General features: G+C 44.5%; 16 protein-coding genes. 4 read left to right on the forward strand and 12 right to left on the reverse strand.

Translation table 11 applies throughout. The features are described from left to right. Positions 1 to 174: 174 nt before the first annotated feature. On the forward strand, positions 175 to 825 hold the full coding sequence (locus H6F44_RS12655) for a Uma2 family endonuclease (protein WP_190351326.1): 651 nt from the start codon (positions 175 to 177) through the stop codon (positions 823 to 825). Positions 826 to 1,018: 193 nt separating this feature from the next. On the opposite strand, the gene H6F44_RS12660 is transcribed toward H6F44_RS12655, so the two are convergent. The 11 genes from H6F44_RS12660 to H6F44_RS12710 form a co-directional block, all read right to left on the reverse strand. Beyond that, positions 1,019 to 1,165 (reverse strand): hypothetical protein, encoded by a 147-nt coding sequence (locus tag H6F44_RS12660; RefSeq protein WP_190351327.1) that lies wholly within the window; start codon positions 1,163 to 1,165, stop codon positions 1,019 to 1,021. A gap of 703 nt (positions 1,166 to 1,868) precedes the next feature. Next, entirely contained in the window at positions 1,869 to 2,063 is a 195-nt protein-coding gene (locus H6F44_RS12665; protein WP_190351328.1) for a hypothetical protein, read from the reverse strand. Positions 2,064 to 2,796: 733 nt separating this feature from the next. After that, on the reverse strand, positions 2,797 to 2,997 hold the full coding sequence (locus H6F44_RS12670; RefSeq protein ID WP_190351329.1) for a hypothetical protein: 201 nt from the start codon (positions 2,995 to 2,997) through the stop codon (positions 2,797 to 2,799). 280 nt (positions 2,998 to 3,277) lie between these two features. Beyond that, entirely contained in the window at positions 3,278 to 4,861 is a 1,584-nt protein-coding gene (locus H6F44_RS12675) for a hypothetical protein (protein WP_190351330.1), read from the reverse strand. Between the two features lie 37 nt (positions 4,862 to 4,898). Beyond that, a complete protein-coding gene (locus H6F44_RS12680) occupies positions 4,899 to 5,474 on the reverse strand; it encodes a Uma2 family endonuclease (protein WP_322096218.1) in 576 nt (191 codons plus the stop codon). A gap of 56 nt (positions 5,475 to 5,530) precedes the next feature. Then, positions 5,531 to 6,136 carry a hypothetical protein gene (locus H6F44_RS12685; protein WP_190351331.1) on the reverse strand — a complete coding sequence of 202 codons (606 nt, stop codon included), beginning with the start codon at positions 6,134 to 6,136 and terminating at the stop codon, positions 5,531 to 5,533. 77 nt (positions 6,137 to 6,213) lie between these two features. Beyond that, complete coding sequence (locus H6F44_RS12690; protein ID WP_190351332.1) at positions 6,214 to 7,944, reverse strand: RAMP superfamily protein; 1,731 nt, start codon at positions 7,942 to 7,944, stop codon at positions 6,214 to 6,216. A gap of 18 nt (positions 7,945 to 7,962) precedes the next feature. Next, positions 7,963 to 8,367: a hypothetical protein gene (locus H6F44_RS12695; protein ID WP_190351333.1), complete on the reverse strand. Its 405-nt coding sequence runs from the start codon at positions 8,365 to 8,367 to the stop codon at positions 7,963 to 7,965. Then, entirely contained in the window at positions 8,367 to 9,197 is an 831-nt protein-coding gene (locus H6F44_RS12700; RefSeq protein WP_190351334.1) for an RAMP superfamily CRISPR-associated protein, read from the reverse strand. The genes H6F44_RS12695 and H6F44_RS12700 overlap by 1 nt, the downstream gene beginning before the upstream one ends. Continuing rightward, complete coding sequence (locus H6F44_RS12705; RefSeq protein ID WP_190351335.1) at positions 9,197 to 10,282, reverse strand: type III-B CRISPR module-associated Cmr3 family protein; 1,086 nt, start codon at positions 10,280 to 10,282, stop codon at positions 9,197 to 9,199. Before H6F44_RS12705 ends, H6F44_RS12700 begins: the two co-directional genes overlap by 1 nt. Beyond that, positions 10,267 to 11,847, reverse strand: a complete 1,581-nt coding sequence (locus tag H6F44_RS12710; RefSeq protein WP_190351336.1) for a Cas10/Cmr2 second palm domain-containing protein — start codon at positions 11,845 to 11,847, stop codon at positions 10,267 to 10,269. Before H6F44_RS12710 ends, H6F44_RS12705 begins: the two co-directional genes overlap by 16 nt. A gap of 196 nt (positions 11,848 to 12,043) precedes the next feature. Here H6F44_RS12710 and H6F44_RS12715 point away from each other — a divergent pair, with 196 nt between their 5' ends. After that, positions 12,044 to 13,225, forward strand: a complete 1,182-nt coding sequence (locus tag H6F44_RS12715; RefSeq protein ID WP_190351337.1) for a helix-turn-helix transcriptional regulator — start codon at positions 12,044 to 12,046, stop codon at positions 13,223 to 13,225. An 84-nt stretch (positions 13,226 to 13,309) separates the two neighbouring features. Here the strand turns inward: H6F44_RS12715 and H6F44_RS12720 are convergent, their stop codons facing one another. Continuing rightward, positions 13,310 to 13,765, reverse strand: coding sequence for a hypothetical protein (locus tag H6F44_RS12720; protein WP_190351338.1), 456 nt, complete (start codon positions 13,763 to 13,765; stop codon positions 13,310 to 13,312). A 196-nt stretch (positions 13,766 to 13,961) separates the two neighbouring features. Between H6F44_RS12720 and pyrE the strand changes: the two genes are divergently transcribed. Both pyrE and psb32 read left to right on the forward strand, forming a co-directional pair. Further along, a complete protein-coding gene (gene pyrE, locus H6F44_RS12725; protein ID WP_322096219.1) occupies positions 13,962 to 14,525 on the forward strand; it encodes an orotate phosphoribosyltransferase in 564 nt (187 codons plus the stop codon). A 134-nt stretch (positions 14,526 to 14,659) separates the two neighbouring features. Then, positions 14,660 to 15,385, forward strand: a complete 726-nt coding sequence (gene psb32 / locus H6F44_RS12730) for a photosystem II repair protein Psb32 (protein WP_190351339.1) — start codon at positions 14,660 to 14,662, stop codon at positions 15,383 to 15,385. The last annotated feature ends 55 nt before the right edge of the window (positions 15,386 to 15,440 follow it).

The following is a 15,440-nucleotide window of genomic DNA, read 5'->3' on the forward strand; positions in this document are numbered from 1 at the left end:
ATTGTCTTGAAAACATTCTTTCTTTTGCTCGATAAATCTTTCTTCTCAAACTGGTTTTCCAAATGCTGCTATTGTACCCCTTAATTCCTCAATAGGCTGTAGCTGTCAAAAAATACATAAAATAACCTCTACGATATAATCAAAACAACAACATCAGTTCAGGAGACAACATCAATGGTCAGTCAACTGAGTCAAACCGAAATCATCTATCCCGAAAGCGATGGCAAACCCATGGCTGACAACACCAAACAATTTGAACTCATCGTTGAGATCAAAAAAGGCTTAGACCTCCTCTTCCTTAATGATCCACAAGTATTCATCGCAGGTGATCTCCTCTGGTATCCCATCCAAGGACAACCCCACATCGTCACCGCCCCCGATGTGATGGTGGCTTTTGGTCGTCCCAAAGGCGATCGCGGCTCATACAAACAATGGGAAGAAAACAACATCGCCCCTCAAGTCGTATTTGAAATACTCTCCCCCAGCAACAGTCGCCTCGAAATGAGCAAAAAGCTCCTTTTCTTCGATCGCCACCAAGTCGAAGAATACTACCTCTACGACCCCGAAACCAACACTCTCGAAGTCTGGATACGCACCACATCAGGCTTAGAGCCAATTGCCCAACCCGACAATTGGACAAGCCCCCGTCTCGGCACGCGCTTTGATACCACATCTGGCAGACTCCAACTCTACAAACCCGATGGCACAAAATTTCACACATACATTGAGGTAAATTTGCTACTAGATCAAGAACGCGATCGTGCCAATCAAGCCGAAGCCCTGCTCCAAAAATATCGCGATCGTTACGGCGAACTACCTAGCTAAGGCTGATAAATCTAAAGGAGAATGGGGTTGCGAGACATCCGACCCTCTATGGATGTATTTTCCAAGCGATCGCTTCCCTAATGCGAAGGGTAATCTCAATCTCTGAGGATTCAGAGATTATGAAAGGGGGGGCTAGTTGATCGCGTCCCCTAGCGAGTAGGGGATGTAGTTGCTGCTGTGCGTATTCCTATGTTTATGCCGTTTCCAATTGATCGCGTCCCCTAGCGAGTAGGGGATCTTGAGCAGTTTGTCCAGAGCATTGAATCGGAATAGTTTCCAATCGATCGCATCCCCTAGCGAGTAGGGGATCGCCCTGCATTACGCAAATCTTGATATCCAAGCGCTAAAGTTTCCAATCGATCGCGTCCCCTAGCGAGTAGGGGACACCCGTATATGCAGCAGACAAACTCAATCCCGCAAGTTTCCAATCGATCGCGTCCCCTAGCGAGTAGGGGACTAATCAGCGTGGCAGTCTCTGTAGTGACACTTTTGTTTCCAATTGATCGCGTCCCCTAGCGAGTAGGGGACTAGTAAAAACCTGTCGAGTAATTACCATGAAGAAGTTGTTTCCAATCGATCGCGTCCCCTAGCGAGTAGGGGACATCGGGCTGAAATGCGATCATTGCGGGTATCACACGTTTCCAATCGATCGCGTCCCCTAGCGAGTAGGGGATTAACAACCCTGTGAATATGCTACAGGGTGGAGGCACGTTTCCAATCGATCGCGTCCCCTAGCGAGTAGGAGAAATACGGCTCTAACACTACCTCCATTTTTGTACCTGCGTTTCCAATTGATCGCGTCCCCTAGCGAGTAGGAGACTCACATCATGGACTCCGAAGTTTTATGTCTTCGGGCTGTTTCCAATCGATCACATCCCCTAGCGAGTAGGGAACAAAAGGTGAGAACGATGGTTTCAGGCTGGCTAAGTTGTTTCCAATTGATCGCGCCACCTAGCGTGTAGGCGAATGAATTTTCTGACTTTTTGGGTGAAGTAACGATGTTTCCAATCGATCTCTTCCCCTAGCGAGTAGGAGAGTTGATACTAAGAAAGTATCGGCACTGATTGATGAGGCGTTTCCAATTGGTCGCATCCCCTAGCGAGTAGGGAAAGTACAAGTATGGATTCCACAATCTGAAGCTGGCAATACATTTCCAATCGATCGCGTCCCCTAGCAAGTAGGAGATCATCAAACGAGTCCTCTACCTCGATCGTGTTTTCAGGTTTCCAATCGATCACGCCCCCTAGCGAGTAGGGAAGTTGTCTGTGGTTTTTTGTGTGGGAATACCAAAAGCGGTTTCCAATCGATCGCGTCCCCTAGCGAGTAGGGAACTGATATGTCTGATTACCGTAAGCGCAGTGTGGCTAGTTTCCAATCGATCGCGTTCCCTAGCGAGTGGGGACAATCACGATGGTACGATCACAAAACAGATAAGCCATAGTTTCCAATCGATCGCGTCCCCTAGCGAGTAGGAGACCAACACAAGCGAGAACCGCCTGACTGGAACCAACGGCAACGGGTTTCCAATTGATCGCGTCCCCTAGCGAGTAGGAGAATGGGGCAAATTTTCTGTCCTGATATTGTTGGGGCGTTTCCAGTCGATCGCGTCCCCTAACGAGTAGGGAAGTTATTTGGGAAAATGTACGAAATGTGATCGCTAAGTTTCCAATCGATCGCGTCCCCTAACGAGTAGGAGACTCTGCGGAGAGATTGAAGACTTGATCGACATTCTACGCTTTCCAATCGATCGCGTCCCCTAGCGAGTAGGAGACGCTTTTTTTTGTCCAATTCGATTAACTTTTTAACGTTTCCAATCGATCGCGTCCCCTAACGAGTAGGGAATGTAGTAGAGGACTACTCAACATGCGAGAGAGAGGCGTTTCCAATCGATCGCGTCCCCTAGCGAGTAGAGGTAGGGTTTAACAAGCAATCTAATGTCTGTGCTATCTAGTTTTCAATCGATCAAGTCCCCTAGCAAGTAGGAGAGTTATTGGTTTGTACTGATTTTATTTCCGTGGGTGAAGTCGAAAATAGGGAAAATAAGAGATCGGCTATCTCCTCTTCGTACTCAGGGGCATCTAGTCCTAGCAATTTAATTTCCTCATCAAATTGTTCCTCGCTTTCAGTTTCGGCGAAAGCTATGACCACAGCTTTTTTCTGTTCGTCTGTCATTTCACGCATCCTTGCTTACTATTTCTATTGTCAAGCCATGAATTTAAAGCATCCATACTGATTTGCGGGTTCGCGTCCCCTAACGAGTAGGGGGAATGTTCAGAGGGCTTCGTCACGTCAAGAGTACATCAAGTTTCCAATTGATCGCATCCCTTAGCGTGCAGGGGATTAATGATTTCGCTCACGATCAAGCAAAGGTTTACTGGTTTCCAATTGATCGCGTCCCCTAGCGAGTAGGAGACTAATTTTGATACTGCCAAAACTGACAATAACTCATCAGCTAATAAGAAGCGATCGCCTTAATCACCTCCTCCAAATCCTTATGCACCTGTGACATTAAACTAGCAGATTTTAAGGATACAAAAGACTGACCAGCGACTAAATTTAAACAATCAAGCAAAATCTTTGTCCATTGCTCCTGATTCCCTTTACCCCAAGCCTCATAAACCTCTTGGGGAGTCATTCCCCTTAACCGATGAAACAACTCGTTGCGTTCATCCGCTAACTGTTCCCAAACAATCGAAATTGGATGATCAGTTAACCGTGAATTCGGTTCAAACGTAGATTCAAATAGCGTGTATAGAACTCGCCCATACAAACCAAGCTTATTACGATTTAAATCATCCTTTTGATTTGGATATTTCAGAGCATTTCCAAATTTAGCATCAATCGTATGTTTTGCAATTGGCGAACCTTCTTTATCACCACGATAACGCCTAGAATCATATTCTCGAATTTTACTACCCCTTGCATCAAGCGCAGGATTACCATTGCGATCTAGTTTAATGAAACTGTAGTGAATATTAGAACCATGAGTCGCGATCGCCCATTCACAAATCAGCCCCTCGATCGCTCTCACACTATGAAAAAGCGCCTCAGTCGGATCGCCATTTTTCATCCTCACCACAGCCAGATAAGCCATCTCATAACCCTTCCACCACCATTCCCTAACTCGAATAGGTGTCACTAATCCCATCCTGTTAGCAAACTCATCAAACTTAGCCGCATTCCACAACTTCGCCAGTTCCAGTAAATGCTCCAACTTCACCTTTAGCACAGAATCTTCTAACTCTAGACTTTGCACAACACTAGCAACCCCAGCATAATCATCCCTTGCCAGCAAATCCTCTAACTTCTTAAATTGCAACGTCTCAAAATAGGACGACCCCTTTAAAAACTTAGTCCTATCTGGCGCTAACTCACTACTAACCAGAAATTCCACCTTTTTACCAAAGCGAATCAAACAAGTTAACTGCACCGCCGAAGAAATTGCAGGAGTCCCCGCCTGATGACTCACAATCACGCGATCGCTTTTAGAAATCCACTTGTTTTCCTCCCACCTCGCCAACTCCAACCTTACTAGCGTCAATGTCGCATCCCAATCATCTAACCCATCCGCCCCCTGTTGCGGTTTCAAAACCGAAAATTCAATCTTTTCATTGGCAAACTTTTCACCGAACGCTTGCGTAAAATAATGCTTCAAAATTGGCTGAAGCGTATATGTATCCTGCCAATAAGGACAAGCAGCATCACCGCGACTGTAATCATCAAAAATTGCCTCCTGATCGGTCAGCAAAACAATAATGCGATCGGGCTTATTCTTTTTATCAGTCTTAAACTCCTGACAAAAGCCATCCAACAAAGGAAAAGTCAAACGCTCCCAATATGTCTCAATTGCATCACCATAGGCAATTCCCATTACCCTTGCTGGCAAAGTCAACAAATCACTATTACTCTCTTCTGTTGGAGAAAATCCACAGGAATATAATTGCTCAATTTTTTTAATCCGCAAATGTCCCCAGCCAGTATCATCTGTCAGCTTGACATCACTATTACCCGTCGTCACAATCCAAACTACAGACATCTCGATTACGCTCCCAAAGAAATACTACTCAATGCGATCAAATTCCTGCTTTTACAAAAAACTGCTCAACCGTCACCGCCAACTCTGGAAATAACTCATCAGTCAATAGGCGATCGCCCCGATAAGTCTCAGGAGCGCGATCGGGATAAAAAACAGTCAAGGTTCTACTCAACGGATCGATTACCCACACCCGCAAAATCCCCGCATTCAGATAGTCTCCAGCCTTCACTACAAACTCGCGAAAAGTCTGCCCTTCTGACATAATCTCAATCACCAACTCAGGCGACACAGGACACATCTCATTACCCACATCCGTAGGCAAACGCTCTAACGAGATATAGGTCAAATCAGGCACAGGACACCAATCCTGACCATTACGAGTCAACACAATTCCCCATTCAGGATAAACAAAACCCTTACCCTCAAATAGATCGCCCAAGTACCGATATAAAACACCCTGAAGGGCTGCATGAAATCTTTTTGGAGACACTTTTTTCACCATTTGACCATCAACAAACTCATAGCGATCGCCCGACTCAGGGCTAGCCAAAAACTCAGCCAGTGATATTTTCTGACCCAGAGCCTTTTCCAATACCCGTTCTACAGCAATCACTATTTTTTCCTCTCTAACTGCAATCGTTACATTATGACTTAAGACATTGAATCAAATTATAAAAACTCCCTCACGATTGTATTAAAACAACTCAAAATCCGATCAAGCTCATTGAGATAGAAAACATTACGATCAAGGATCAGCAACTTATTTTCTAACTTCAAAAACTGCCATAAATTGCCAGTCGTCACACATCCATAAACCTTATCCAAGGTCTCACCATGCTTTTGGTTATAGCGAATTGCCCCATACATTTGAGCAGCACATTGCCCTAACCCATTCTCTAAGTTATCGCGCTTCGCCTCAACGATCGCCATAATTGGCGTGCTAATAAAAGTTGCCGTCGAACCCTTACCAAGAATAAAATCACATTCTCCTACCAGTCCCGCCTCGCGATCGCTATCAAGGTTTTTACCCGAATAAATAGCCAACTGTGTCGAAAAATGTGCCTCTACCTCTAACAAAATTGGTGCAATAATAAACTCAGATTTCGCCTTTTCACTACTAGTCGTAAGAGCAAACTTCTTACCTTTCGCAAGAGTTTCCAATAACCAACTACTAACCTGAATCGTACTTTCTTGAGATGCAAACAAGTCCTGCTCAATAAAATCAAGAGAGAACTTATCTATAATCTGTTCAACCGTAAAATCACTGTAAGCCATAGTCTTAATTCTTGCATCATAGAAGTGAATCAACCGTAGGATGGGTTAGCGACAGCGTAACCCATCATCTTCATCAACTATTCTATTTCCCAAGGCTTTCCCCATAACTGTTTAAACTGTCCATCATCTGCAAGAAAATTAAGAAAATTCAAACAATCATCAGAACCATCTGGAAAGATCGTTAATAACTCAAGATAACTAGCAGTTGGTTTAGGAATCTTTTTTGCTGGATCATTAGGATCAGGCTCCAACTTCATCAAAGGATACATCCTATGCCACAGCCGCCCAATCTGTCCCACCCTTCCAGTTACCGAAGATTTATAAATGGATAGTTCAGAAATCTGGGCTTTATTGTCCCTCTTTTGATAAGCCCCATGTAACCATTGAATTGCCTCAGAACTTTCTCTATTAATCGAAATTCTGCCCCAAACCTGCACTTTGTCAGGATGCCAAGCCTCTCGCCAACCAGTCGCATAACTTGCAGTCAACTTAACATTTTGCAGTTGTAACCAAGCTCTAGCCGCCTCCTGCAATTTATCTAGAAAACCTGCTACATATTTTGGGCTATAAACCTTAACATCGCGAGCAAAACGCCCTTTTTTCCATTGCCAATGACAACCAATTAGCGGCTTCCTGTAGTTATTCTCTTCGTAATATTCCTCATAAAATAAACGATGATCGGCTCTGCGCCACGACTTACCAAATCCACCAAAAATCATCGCAAACTGATTCAGATGCAAAATCAGATTTTTTAAAGCCGCCTTAGGTTCTTCTGAAATATCTTGCGACAATAGCCAACCAAGTTCGCCTTCTACCTTATAGCTAGGCACTTCCCATTGACCATTACCAAATAATTTCTCATCAAGGCTGGTTGTGACAAAGTTCATCATCAATAAGCCCCATACACCATGCCCTGAAACACCACCAAAAATTCTCTCGACTTCTCGCTTTGCTGTCTCCGCATCTGTCAAACCACCAAAAATCCGCAACGCATGACCACGAATCGCCGCCCGAAAAATATTTGGGCGAAACTCGCCAGATTCATCTAAGCGCTTTGATGCCATCCCCTGCCCTTTCAACAGATGCGGCGGATACAACAACTCACCCTTTAACTGATCGCGATGACCATAACCTGCGGAAACCCGACAACCAATCCCACGACCCAGCGCCGCTTCCCAAATTTGCCAGATCTCATCCCACTCAGACCCCTCAAGCTCCTCCGAAGCCGAAATTCCAAACTGAATTGTAGGTTGATAGAGCGAAATTTGGATTTTGGCTCCTTCTTTTTCACTATTCATCACCTGTAACTTTTGCTGCGGATGAATGAGATCAACTAACCCATCAGTCCAACTGCTATCTACAGGATAACCACCATGAAAGCGCAAAATTCCTGGAGAGAAATCCCCTTTAGAAATCTCCTGTCCGCAATATTTACCAAGGCGATCGCTAAATAACCGATTGCAAGCCTGACGAAAAGCTCCCTTCATACTCGAACCTGGGTAAAAGGGATAGCCAGACGCACCAATGACAGGACGAATCACGCCATCATCCTGACCTGAATTCGTCACAAATCGCCAACTAATCGTATATTCTTGCGTTTTGACTGGTTCCTCAAATATCGGCGCAACAGGATAAGTTTCACTTGTCCACTCTTCACACCAGATCTCAGCATCTTGAGACTCTCTAGGTTTATTGTGTTTGGGATCTGCTTTACGGGCTTGATCGAGAAACTGTAATTGACACCGACCTTTAGTCTGTGCCTGAAACATCATCGGCACTTTTTTATAAGCATCGGGAATATTTGACATTTTTTTAGTCCCTAAAAACTATTTTTTCTTATAGCGCTGAGTCCACCAAACCAAACAGTCGCAAAGCTGCGTCAGCACAGCGATCGCCACCCGTTGATCTTGAATGTCTATCTGCCAAAGTTTTTCTGCCATAGACCTTACAGCTTTCTCATTGTCTGATTGCACAGGATCGTTGGGTATTTTTACCCCAGCTTTTAGCATCACTGCCACAAGCTGATCCCAAGTCTCTTTCCAATACTTAGCTTTATACTCATCTGCTTTCTTACCTTGCAAGCGTAAATGCTCACCCCAGAAACGCTCCAAGCCATAAGCCACGGCGACACGCATCTTAAAGGCTTGCCCCAAAGAATCCTTATCACGTTCTTTCGCATCTAGAACCAATCTTTGAGCAATGCGATCCAAATCATAGGTTTTCCAAGCCATTACTGATACTCTCCTGCAAGTGTGACATTACAACGACCAAAGCCAACCGACTCCAAACCACCAAAATACATATCCTGTGAAGCGCGATCGCCAAAAGGTTTCCAGCCTAATTCCTTCAAAGCGATCGGAAATATTAAAACGCTTCCCTCTGGCAAAGCCTCCACATTAAAAAAGGCTCCTCCATCCACCTTTTTCATATCGTCCATCATCTTGATGCGACTCTGGCGATACAAAGCCATGTCATGCAACATCGCAATATCGTTATCGCCAACCACCACCAAACTCTCAACCGCCAGATCTACACCTTTAGGAATCCATTTCTGCATTGCTTCAGCTTCGATTTGATGCTCGATTTCCATAAATCCAAGGTTGAAAAATAGGATTTGTTTAGCAGTACCGCGATCGCTAATTTGACGACCCCGCAGAGTTTTCGCCGATGTGTAAGGTTTTGGGATAGCGTCTGTAGATCCCGTAATCAATTTGTATCGCTTAAGCAATCTTGGGCAACTAATCCAAACTACAGGCTGTCCTGGACAAAATACAGGCAACCAAACCAGCGAAGCATATTCAAATTTGACGATCGCTTCCGTAGTCCCGCCATCAGGTCTACCCTCCACAGATTCATGTCCATACCATGTATTCTCTGAACCCTTATCCGCCTCGCGCATATCTGCCCGAAAGCGTCCACGAATCGAACTACCAGCAATAATCCCCGTCTGCGTAAATTGATCGCGAAAAATCAAATTGAGATTACCAGACTCCTCACCTGCGGCAGCGCCAACATGCAGAGGTGCTAGGGTTTCAATAATTCCATAGGCTTTTTTGTACATTAATCCTCTCCTTTTTGTGTAATTTTTTGGTCAGCTTTCGGCTCAGCTTTAGGCTCGATTTTGATTTCCACAGGTAAGCACAAACCACAACCAAACTGCCGCAACGGTAGCCCCTCACCCGATGCAAACCACTCAGGCGGGAAGTCCCACCAAGTGAGATCGAGGGGATGTTTGACCACATAAACCGTTCCCGCAGGCACAGCATAGCGACCAATGCTCAACTTACTGGCGCGTTTATTTTGTGCCTCACCTTTACCCACACGATAACGCCAAGGTTCAGGGCGATCAGTCAGCATCTCAGGACGCTTATTGCTAAAGCGCACATCGTTAGGATAGCGAGTTGAGAGATTATTGCTTCCCCACACCGCAGGCGTAATCAGTGCAAAACTCCGCCCGATTTTTTGCTTCAGTAGTTTGCAGATGGAACTATGCTCTGTAATTGCCTGACTGGTGATTTCGACAATGTGATTTTCACCACCAAAGCGATACCAACCATCAGGCAATTTATGCGTCGAGAGATATACCAAACAGCTATCTTCCCTTATCTGCACAGCGTTCTCTAAAAACAATCCATCGCGATCGCGGACATGTTTCTCATCATCCTTGAGATAGGGATGCAAAATCGGCATGAATTCCCAAGGAGTTTTGCCAACATCATTCAACTTGCCTTTTTCAGGGCGCTTTAGCTGTGGGGTTTGCTTATGCCAAGAATTAATACTCTGCCATTGATATTCAGGATCAAGATCGGGATGTTGACGCTCCCATTTGTTATTGATTAGCGTCCACTCATCAAAATCCTTATTCTTCTCACCCACAATGCGCGATCGCGGAATCGGCACAAAGAAGTTTTCAGGATGATCTGACTCCGCCCAAAAAGCTCCAGCTACAGCCAGATTAGTTTTTAGCTCTTGATGATCGCTAAACTTCTGCTCTTGATTTGTCGCCAAAATCAACCCCGAAAGCGTTCCCGCATCAGGTGGAAATTTTGCGCCAGAGCGTCCAACTAAGTTTGCAGGAGAGAGAAATGCGCCAGCACTGCCATAGAGCAAGCCCAACGGACGTATCACAATTAGGAATTTGAACATAACTGCCACCCCACTTTAATCATGCCATCAATCCATTCAATCATCGATTTGGGATCTTCAGATCCTGTAATTTTTCCACGCTGTTGAGAGAGAATTTCCTGCTTGTCTTCACCGAAATACAACCCAAACAACTCAAGCGCGATCACATCACTTGCTTTGTCATCCGTCGCAGGTGGAATCGCATGACGAGCCTTGAGTTGTGCCAGATCGGTGTATACATGGCTCCATTTCGCATCTTTGCCAGTATCGTCATTGCGATCGCGATAATCTGCTAACCAAGCTAAATATTCCCAAGGCGTAGTCCATTGCACAAATTGACCATTGTTAAACAGAACCCGAATTGTCACGCGATCGCGACCTAAATTCTTAGCCAGCTTCTCAGCCTCACGGCAATGCTGCAACACATCACGCTGCGGCACACTATGCCCCGCCCACACAAACCCAACACTGAGAGAAATTCCCAAATTGCCAGATTGCCAATCTTCACGCAAACCTATCAACCAGTCAATCGCATCTGTCCCGTTAAGATGTACTCCTTTAGTGTCGCTATACATCACACCAAAAAAATCATCACCTCCCGCATAAACAACTCGCCCTCGCCTCTCTCGTTCAAATCTATCTTGAAAGCCACTACCCCAAGTTCTTAGCTTATCGCTAAATTCTGTTACTGCCTCAGCATCATGAGGGATAGGAAGAGCAGACAACTTTTTAAGATATTTGCCAACTTCATCACCATCACCCATAAACCATCCTGTCCAATAACCTGATTTATCATCTTTGCGAAGCATTTCTCGAAAGCTGGGAGAGTAAAGTTCAGGATGGATTTTATTAGCGATCGCTCTATAGGTGATTAAACGCTTAATCAGTTCAGGAATACTAAGCCGTTCATTTTCATTAATATAAGCACGATCATTTGGTTCTCCATTAGGATCGAGAACCTCGGCAAGTTGACTATAAAAGTTTTTAACCTCTTCGTCATTTAAACCCAAGCTATCCATATTTGGATGCGCGATCGCATCATAGCCAGATAAACTAGAACTCTCACCATTCCAGTTTGGTACTATCCAATCGCGGCGGAGTTTACGAGTTTCCAGATCGCGCATTGCCTCATCAATCGTCTTGCCAGTACCACAAAATAATTCCCACGCATGATTCTTCCATCGCGTCCAAGAACTTATCCATCCAACTTCTGAGATTTGTAAATTCTCTGTAAGCCAGTTGTGACATTCAGTGACGATTTCTTTCCAACCTTCGGCAAGTGCGCTGTTCACATATCCTTGCAAAAAATCACCTTGAATTAAGATACGGTTTGGCATCCCTTGGATTATGTTTGCATTACCCGCCACACCATTATTAGCAGGTGAGATAACCCTAAACCCTGAATCTTCAGCACGTTTAACGATCTTCCAGCTTAGGTACGAAAGAATTTTTGAAGCACCATCAAGATCGCGCAACTTACGAGACTTCTCGATAAAACCTTGCACAGGCGCAAAGGTAATCACCGTATATTTGGCGATTTTTGGCTCTTGTGTTTGTGGCTTTTCACTAATTTGTAATGCTGTCATCACGATCGCCTCTCACGCATCTATTTGACACGCATCTATTGATATGAGCAATCTAGCAGTAAACTCCACAAACAAGCAAATAAATAAGAATATTTTTACAATTAATTTACACAGCCCAAATCAAGCTTATACAAACACTTACAGCTAGGTTTATGAACTTTAATAAATATTGTCAATAACTTGACAAAAAGCCATCATGCCTAAATTTTCACAAACCCATCCCTACAGCGATCGCCAAGCATTCGAGCGATTAATGTTGCTGATAGCAACTTTTTTACAAAATCCTAGCATCGGCAGTCCTGAAGCATCGCCTCAAAATGACGATCAACCCCATAATGCCCTCGTAGCCGTAAAACAACAACTCGAACAACTCGCCCAAGAAATGGGTATCACTATTAATAACATTGCCATTCCCACCCTTCGCAAAGACCTCGTAACCCTCCGTAAATATGGCATCTTAAACAATCGCATCTATCGCTGGGGCTATTACCTCGGCACAGGTGTGATGACCAAACAAGAACTGAATGTCGCCCTCAATGCCCTAGCCTCCCTAGCCGAATATCAGCGATCGCCGAATATTATTAGAATCTATGAATCCCTAGTCAAACGATTACAGGGACTAGATGCCGAAGAAAATAGCAAACTGCTTTATCCCGTGCGATCGCAAATCAATCATCTCATCGTCACCACCGACCTCGAAGATCGCATCAAGAAAAAACAAGCCCAAAATCGCCATACCCTATTTGACAGCCTCTCCACCGTCGAGCAAGCAATTCTTAACGGACAAGCGATCGAAATTTACCGACATACCGATCCCTATGCCGATAATACTGGGGCGGTAACAGTCTATCCATTACAACTTATTTATCACGACATTGCTTGGTACTTACTCTATGAGAACTGCGAAAACTCTCACTTTATGATCGTGCGCGTCGATCGCCTAACCGATAAATGCCTAGAAATTCCATTGCAAACTCGCAGCTTACAAACCCAAAAACAAAGCCTAGATCTAGCGCACCAGCTTCTCGCTAACGGTTGGGGCTTAAACATGGGCGAACTAGAAGAACAAATGCAAGAGCGCCAAATGGAATTAGAATTTAAGAAAGTCACCGTGCGATTTTTTGCCCCCGTCATTCAATTCATCGAAGAAGGAACCTATCGTCACCCTTCTCAAAAAATTGACTCAAGACGCAAACCAGAATCTATTGATTTACATCTAACATTGCCACCGCGATCGCTAAATGAATTTAGTCGCTGGGTCAATCGCTTTATGGATCGGGCGATCATACTTGCTCCAGAAAGTTTAATGATACAGCAAGCTAAATCTGCCCAGAAACTCGCCGATCTCTATAGACAGCAAATTATAAACAAGCCCTAAGTACAGGGCAGAAAGAAATGGGATGCAAATGCATCCCACTTCTTTTAATTATCAACACAAAAAACTTTTAATTACCCCAGTGAATTACCACAAAGCAGGGACAGGTGCAGGTGCAGGTGCTACTGCGGGAGGTTGCACCCTTGGCATAGGCACTGCGGGTGCAGGCTCTTCCACTGCTGCACAAGCATTGTAACCCTCGCTTAGCAAAGAGGAGCAGTAAGAACTAGGCAAATCACGGGTGCGAATTGTCGGATCGCTCATGGTTTGCAAGTCCATCATCTCGCGATTTATGGCTCTAAAAGCCGCCGTTTGGCGTTCAATCCATTGATCCCTATAAGTGTATTGAAAATAGGGATCGGGCAAATTAGGATCAGCAGACATATCCAAGACTTTATTCTGAACCTGTGGATAGGTTGCAGGGAAGTTTCGAGGAAATTGATCTTGATCCGTGAGTGCTGGGTCAGCAAAGGCTGCACCACTAGCTAATAGCGTTACGGCTGTAGCCAATGACGAAGCTAACCAAGAGAACCTGTTACTCATATAAATACGCATCCTCACAGTTGGACGGTGAATAATGTAACAGATCCAGTCATGAGTTGTGTTGTTTATTGGCAAAATCCATAAATAAAGTGTAGCTTTGCCGCGCATTACAATTTTTTCTAGATTTTAATTCAGCACAAAACACGGTATTGCCTTGATAATAAGACTTACTGAATTTTATAGATCAACTAAACCTGTGGAACACCCAAATCGTCAAAAGTTACTAGATTTAATTTGTCGCCTTGCCTACAAGAGTGGCGACTTTACTCTCTCCTCTGGACAAAAAAGCACCTACTACATCAACGGAAAATTAGTGACGCTTCATCCTTTTGGGGCATTGTGGACTGGGCAGGTACTGCTATCGATGTTGCCAAGGGATACGGGGGCTGTGGGCGGATTAACCTTGGGCGCTGATCCAATTGTGAGTGCGGTGAGTGTGGTTTCTGCCTATGAAAATCAGCCGATTCCAGCATTGATCATTCGCAAGCAACCCAAGGGACATGGTACGGCGGCTTGGATTGAGGGACCTGAACTGGCAGAAGGCACTCACGTTGTGGTTTTAGAAGATGTGGTGACAACTGGTCAGTCAGCTTTATTTGCGGTGGAGAAATTACGCAATGCGGGATATGTAGTTACTGAGATATTAACGTTAGTCGATCGCCGCCAAGGTGGTGCGGAGCTATATGCTAAGGAGGGATTAGGATTTAAGGCTGTATTTACGATTGATGAAATTCAAAACTATGCTCAGGCGAGCCAGTAACCTTGAAAAAGTGCGGCTAAGCTGTGCTTTTTCAAAGTTATTTAGGTTTTAATTCAGCGCAAAGCACTGTAATTTATAAAGTTAGATGTAAGATTTTTTCTTTTGTTTTAAAAAAATCAAAAAAATTAAAAAGTATGTTTAGCAATATATTCACAGCCTTTAAAACGATGTTTCTGGCTGTCTCCTTAGGGGCGATCGCTTTGGTATTTAGTGGCAGCTTGTTTGTGGGCAGTGCTTGGGCTTTGCAGGTAGCTGACATCCCTAGTCTCAATGAGATCAAAGAATTGAATGGTCAGACATGGGTAATCGATGATTCTGAAACGCTAAGTACTAATACCCAAAATACGATCGCGGGTAAAGCCGCAGCCTTGGCAGAAGCGACAGGGATAGAGGTGCGGGTAGTGGCAATCAAGCGCATTGATATGGGTCAGCCTGCTGCCGAGTTTGCGGCGGAGCTATTTGATCAATGGTTTCCCAATGATGAGGCAAAGGCAAATCAAGTTTTGCTCTTTTTGGCAACAGAGGATCATCGCACGGCGATCCAAACTGGTGCAAAAGCGAAAGAAATTTTACCCGATGCGATCGCTGTCAGTATTGCCGATGAGACAATGCTTTATCCTGCTCGCAAAGCTAACTACAATCAAGCAGTAAATGAGGGGATGGCTAGGCTGGAGGCAGTATTGAAGGGAAATCCTGATCCAGGCGCACCCTTGTTGGTAGTTGAAGAGGCAGAAACAAGCAACTATGCCACTCGCGAAGAAACTGAGGCTAGTTCTTCGACAGTGGTGGTGGTCATCCTATTAATTCTGGCTACACTTTTGCCAATGGCAACCTACTACTGGCTGCAAAGTCAGTCTTAGAAATGCATTAGAATAAAAACCTTGAAAGCTTTGCTTAGCAATATTTTCAAGGTTT

Source organism: Pseudanabaena cinerea FACHB-1277 (genome assembly GCF_014696345.1).
In the GTDB taxonomy this organism is placed as follows: Bacteria; Cyanobacteriota; Cyanobacteriia; order Pseudanabaenales; family Pseudanabaenaceae; genus Pseudanabaena; species Pseudanabaena cinerea.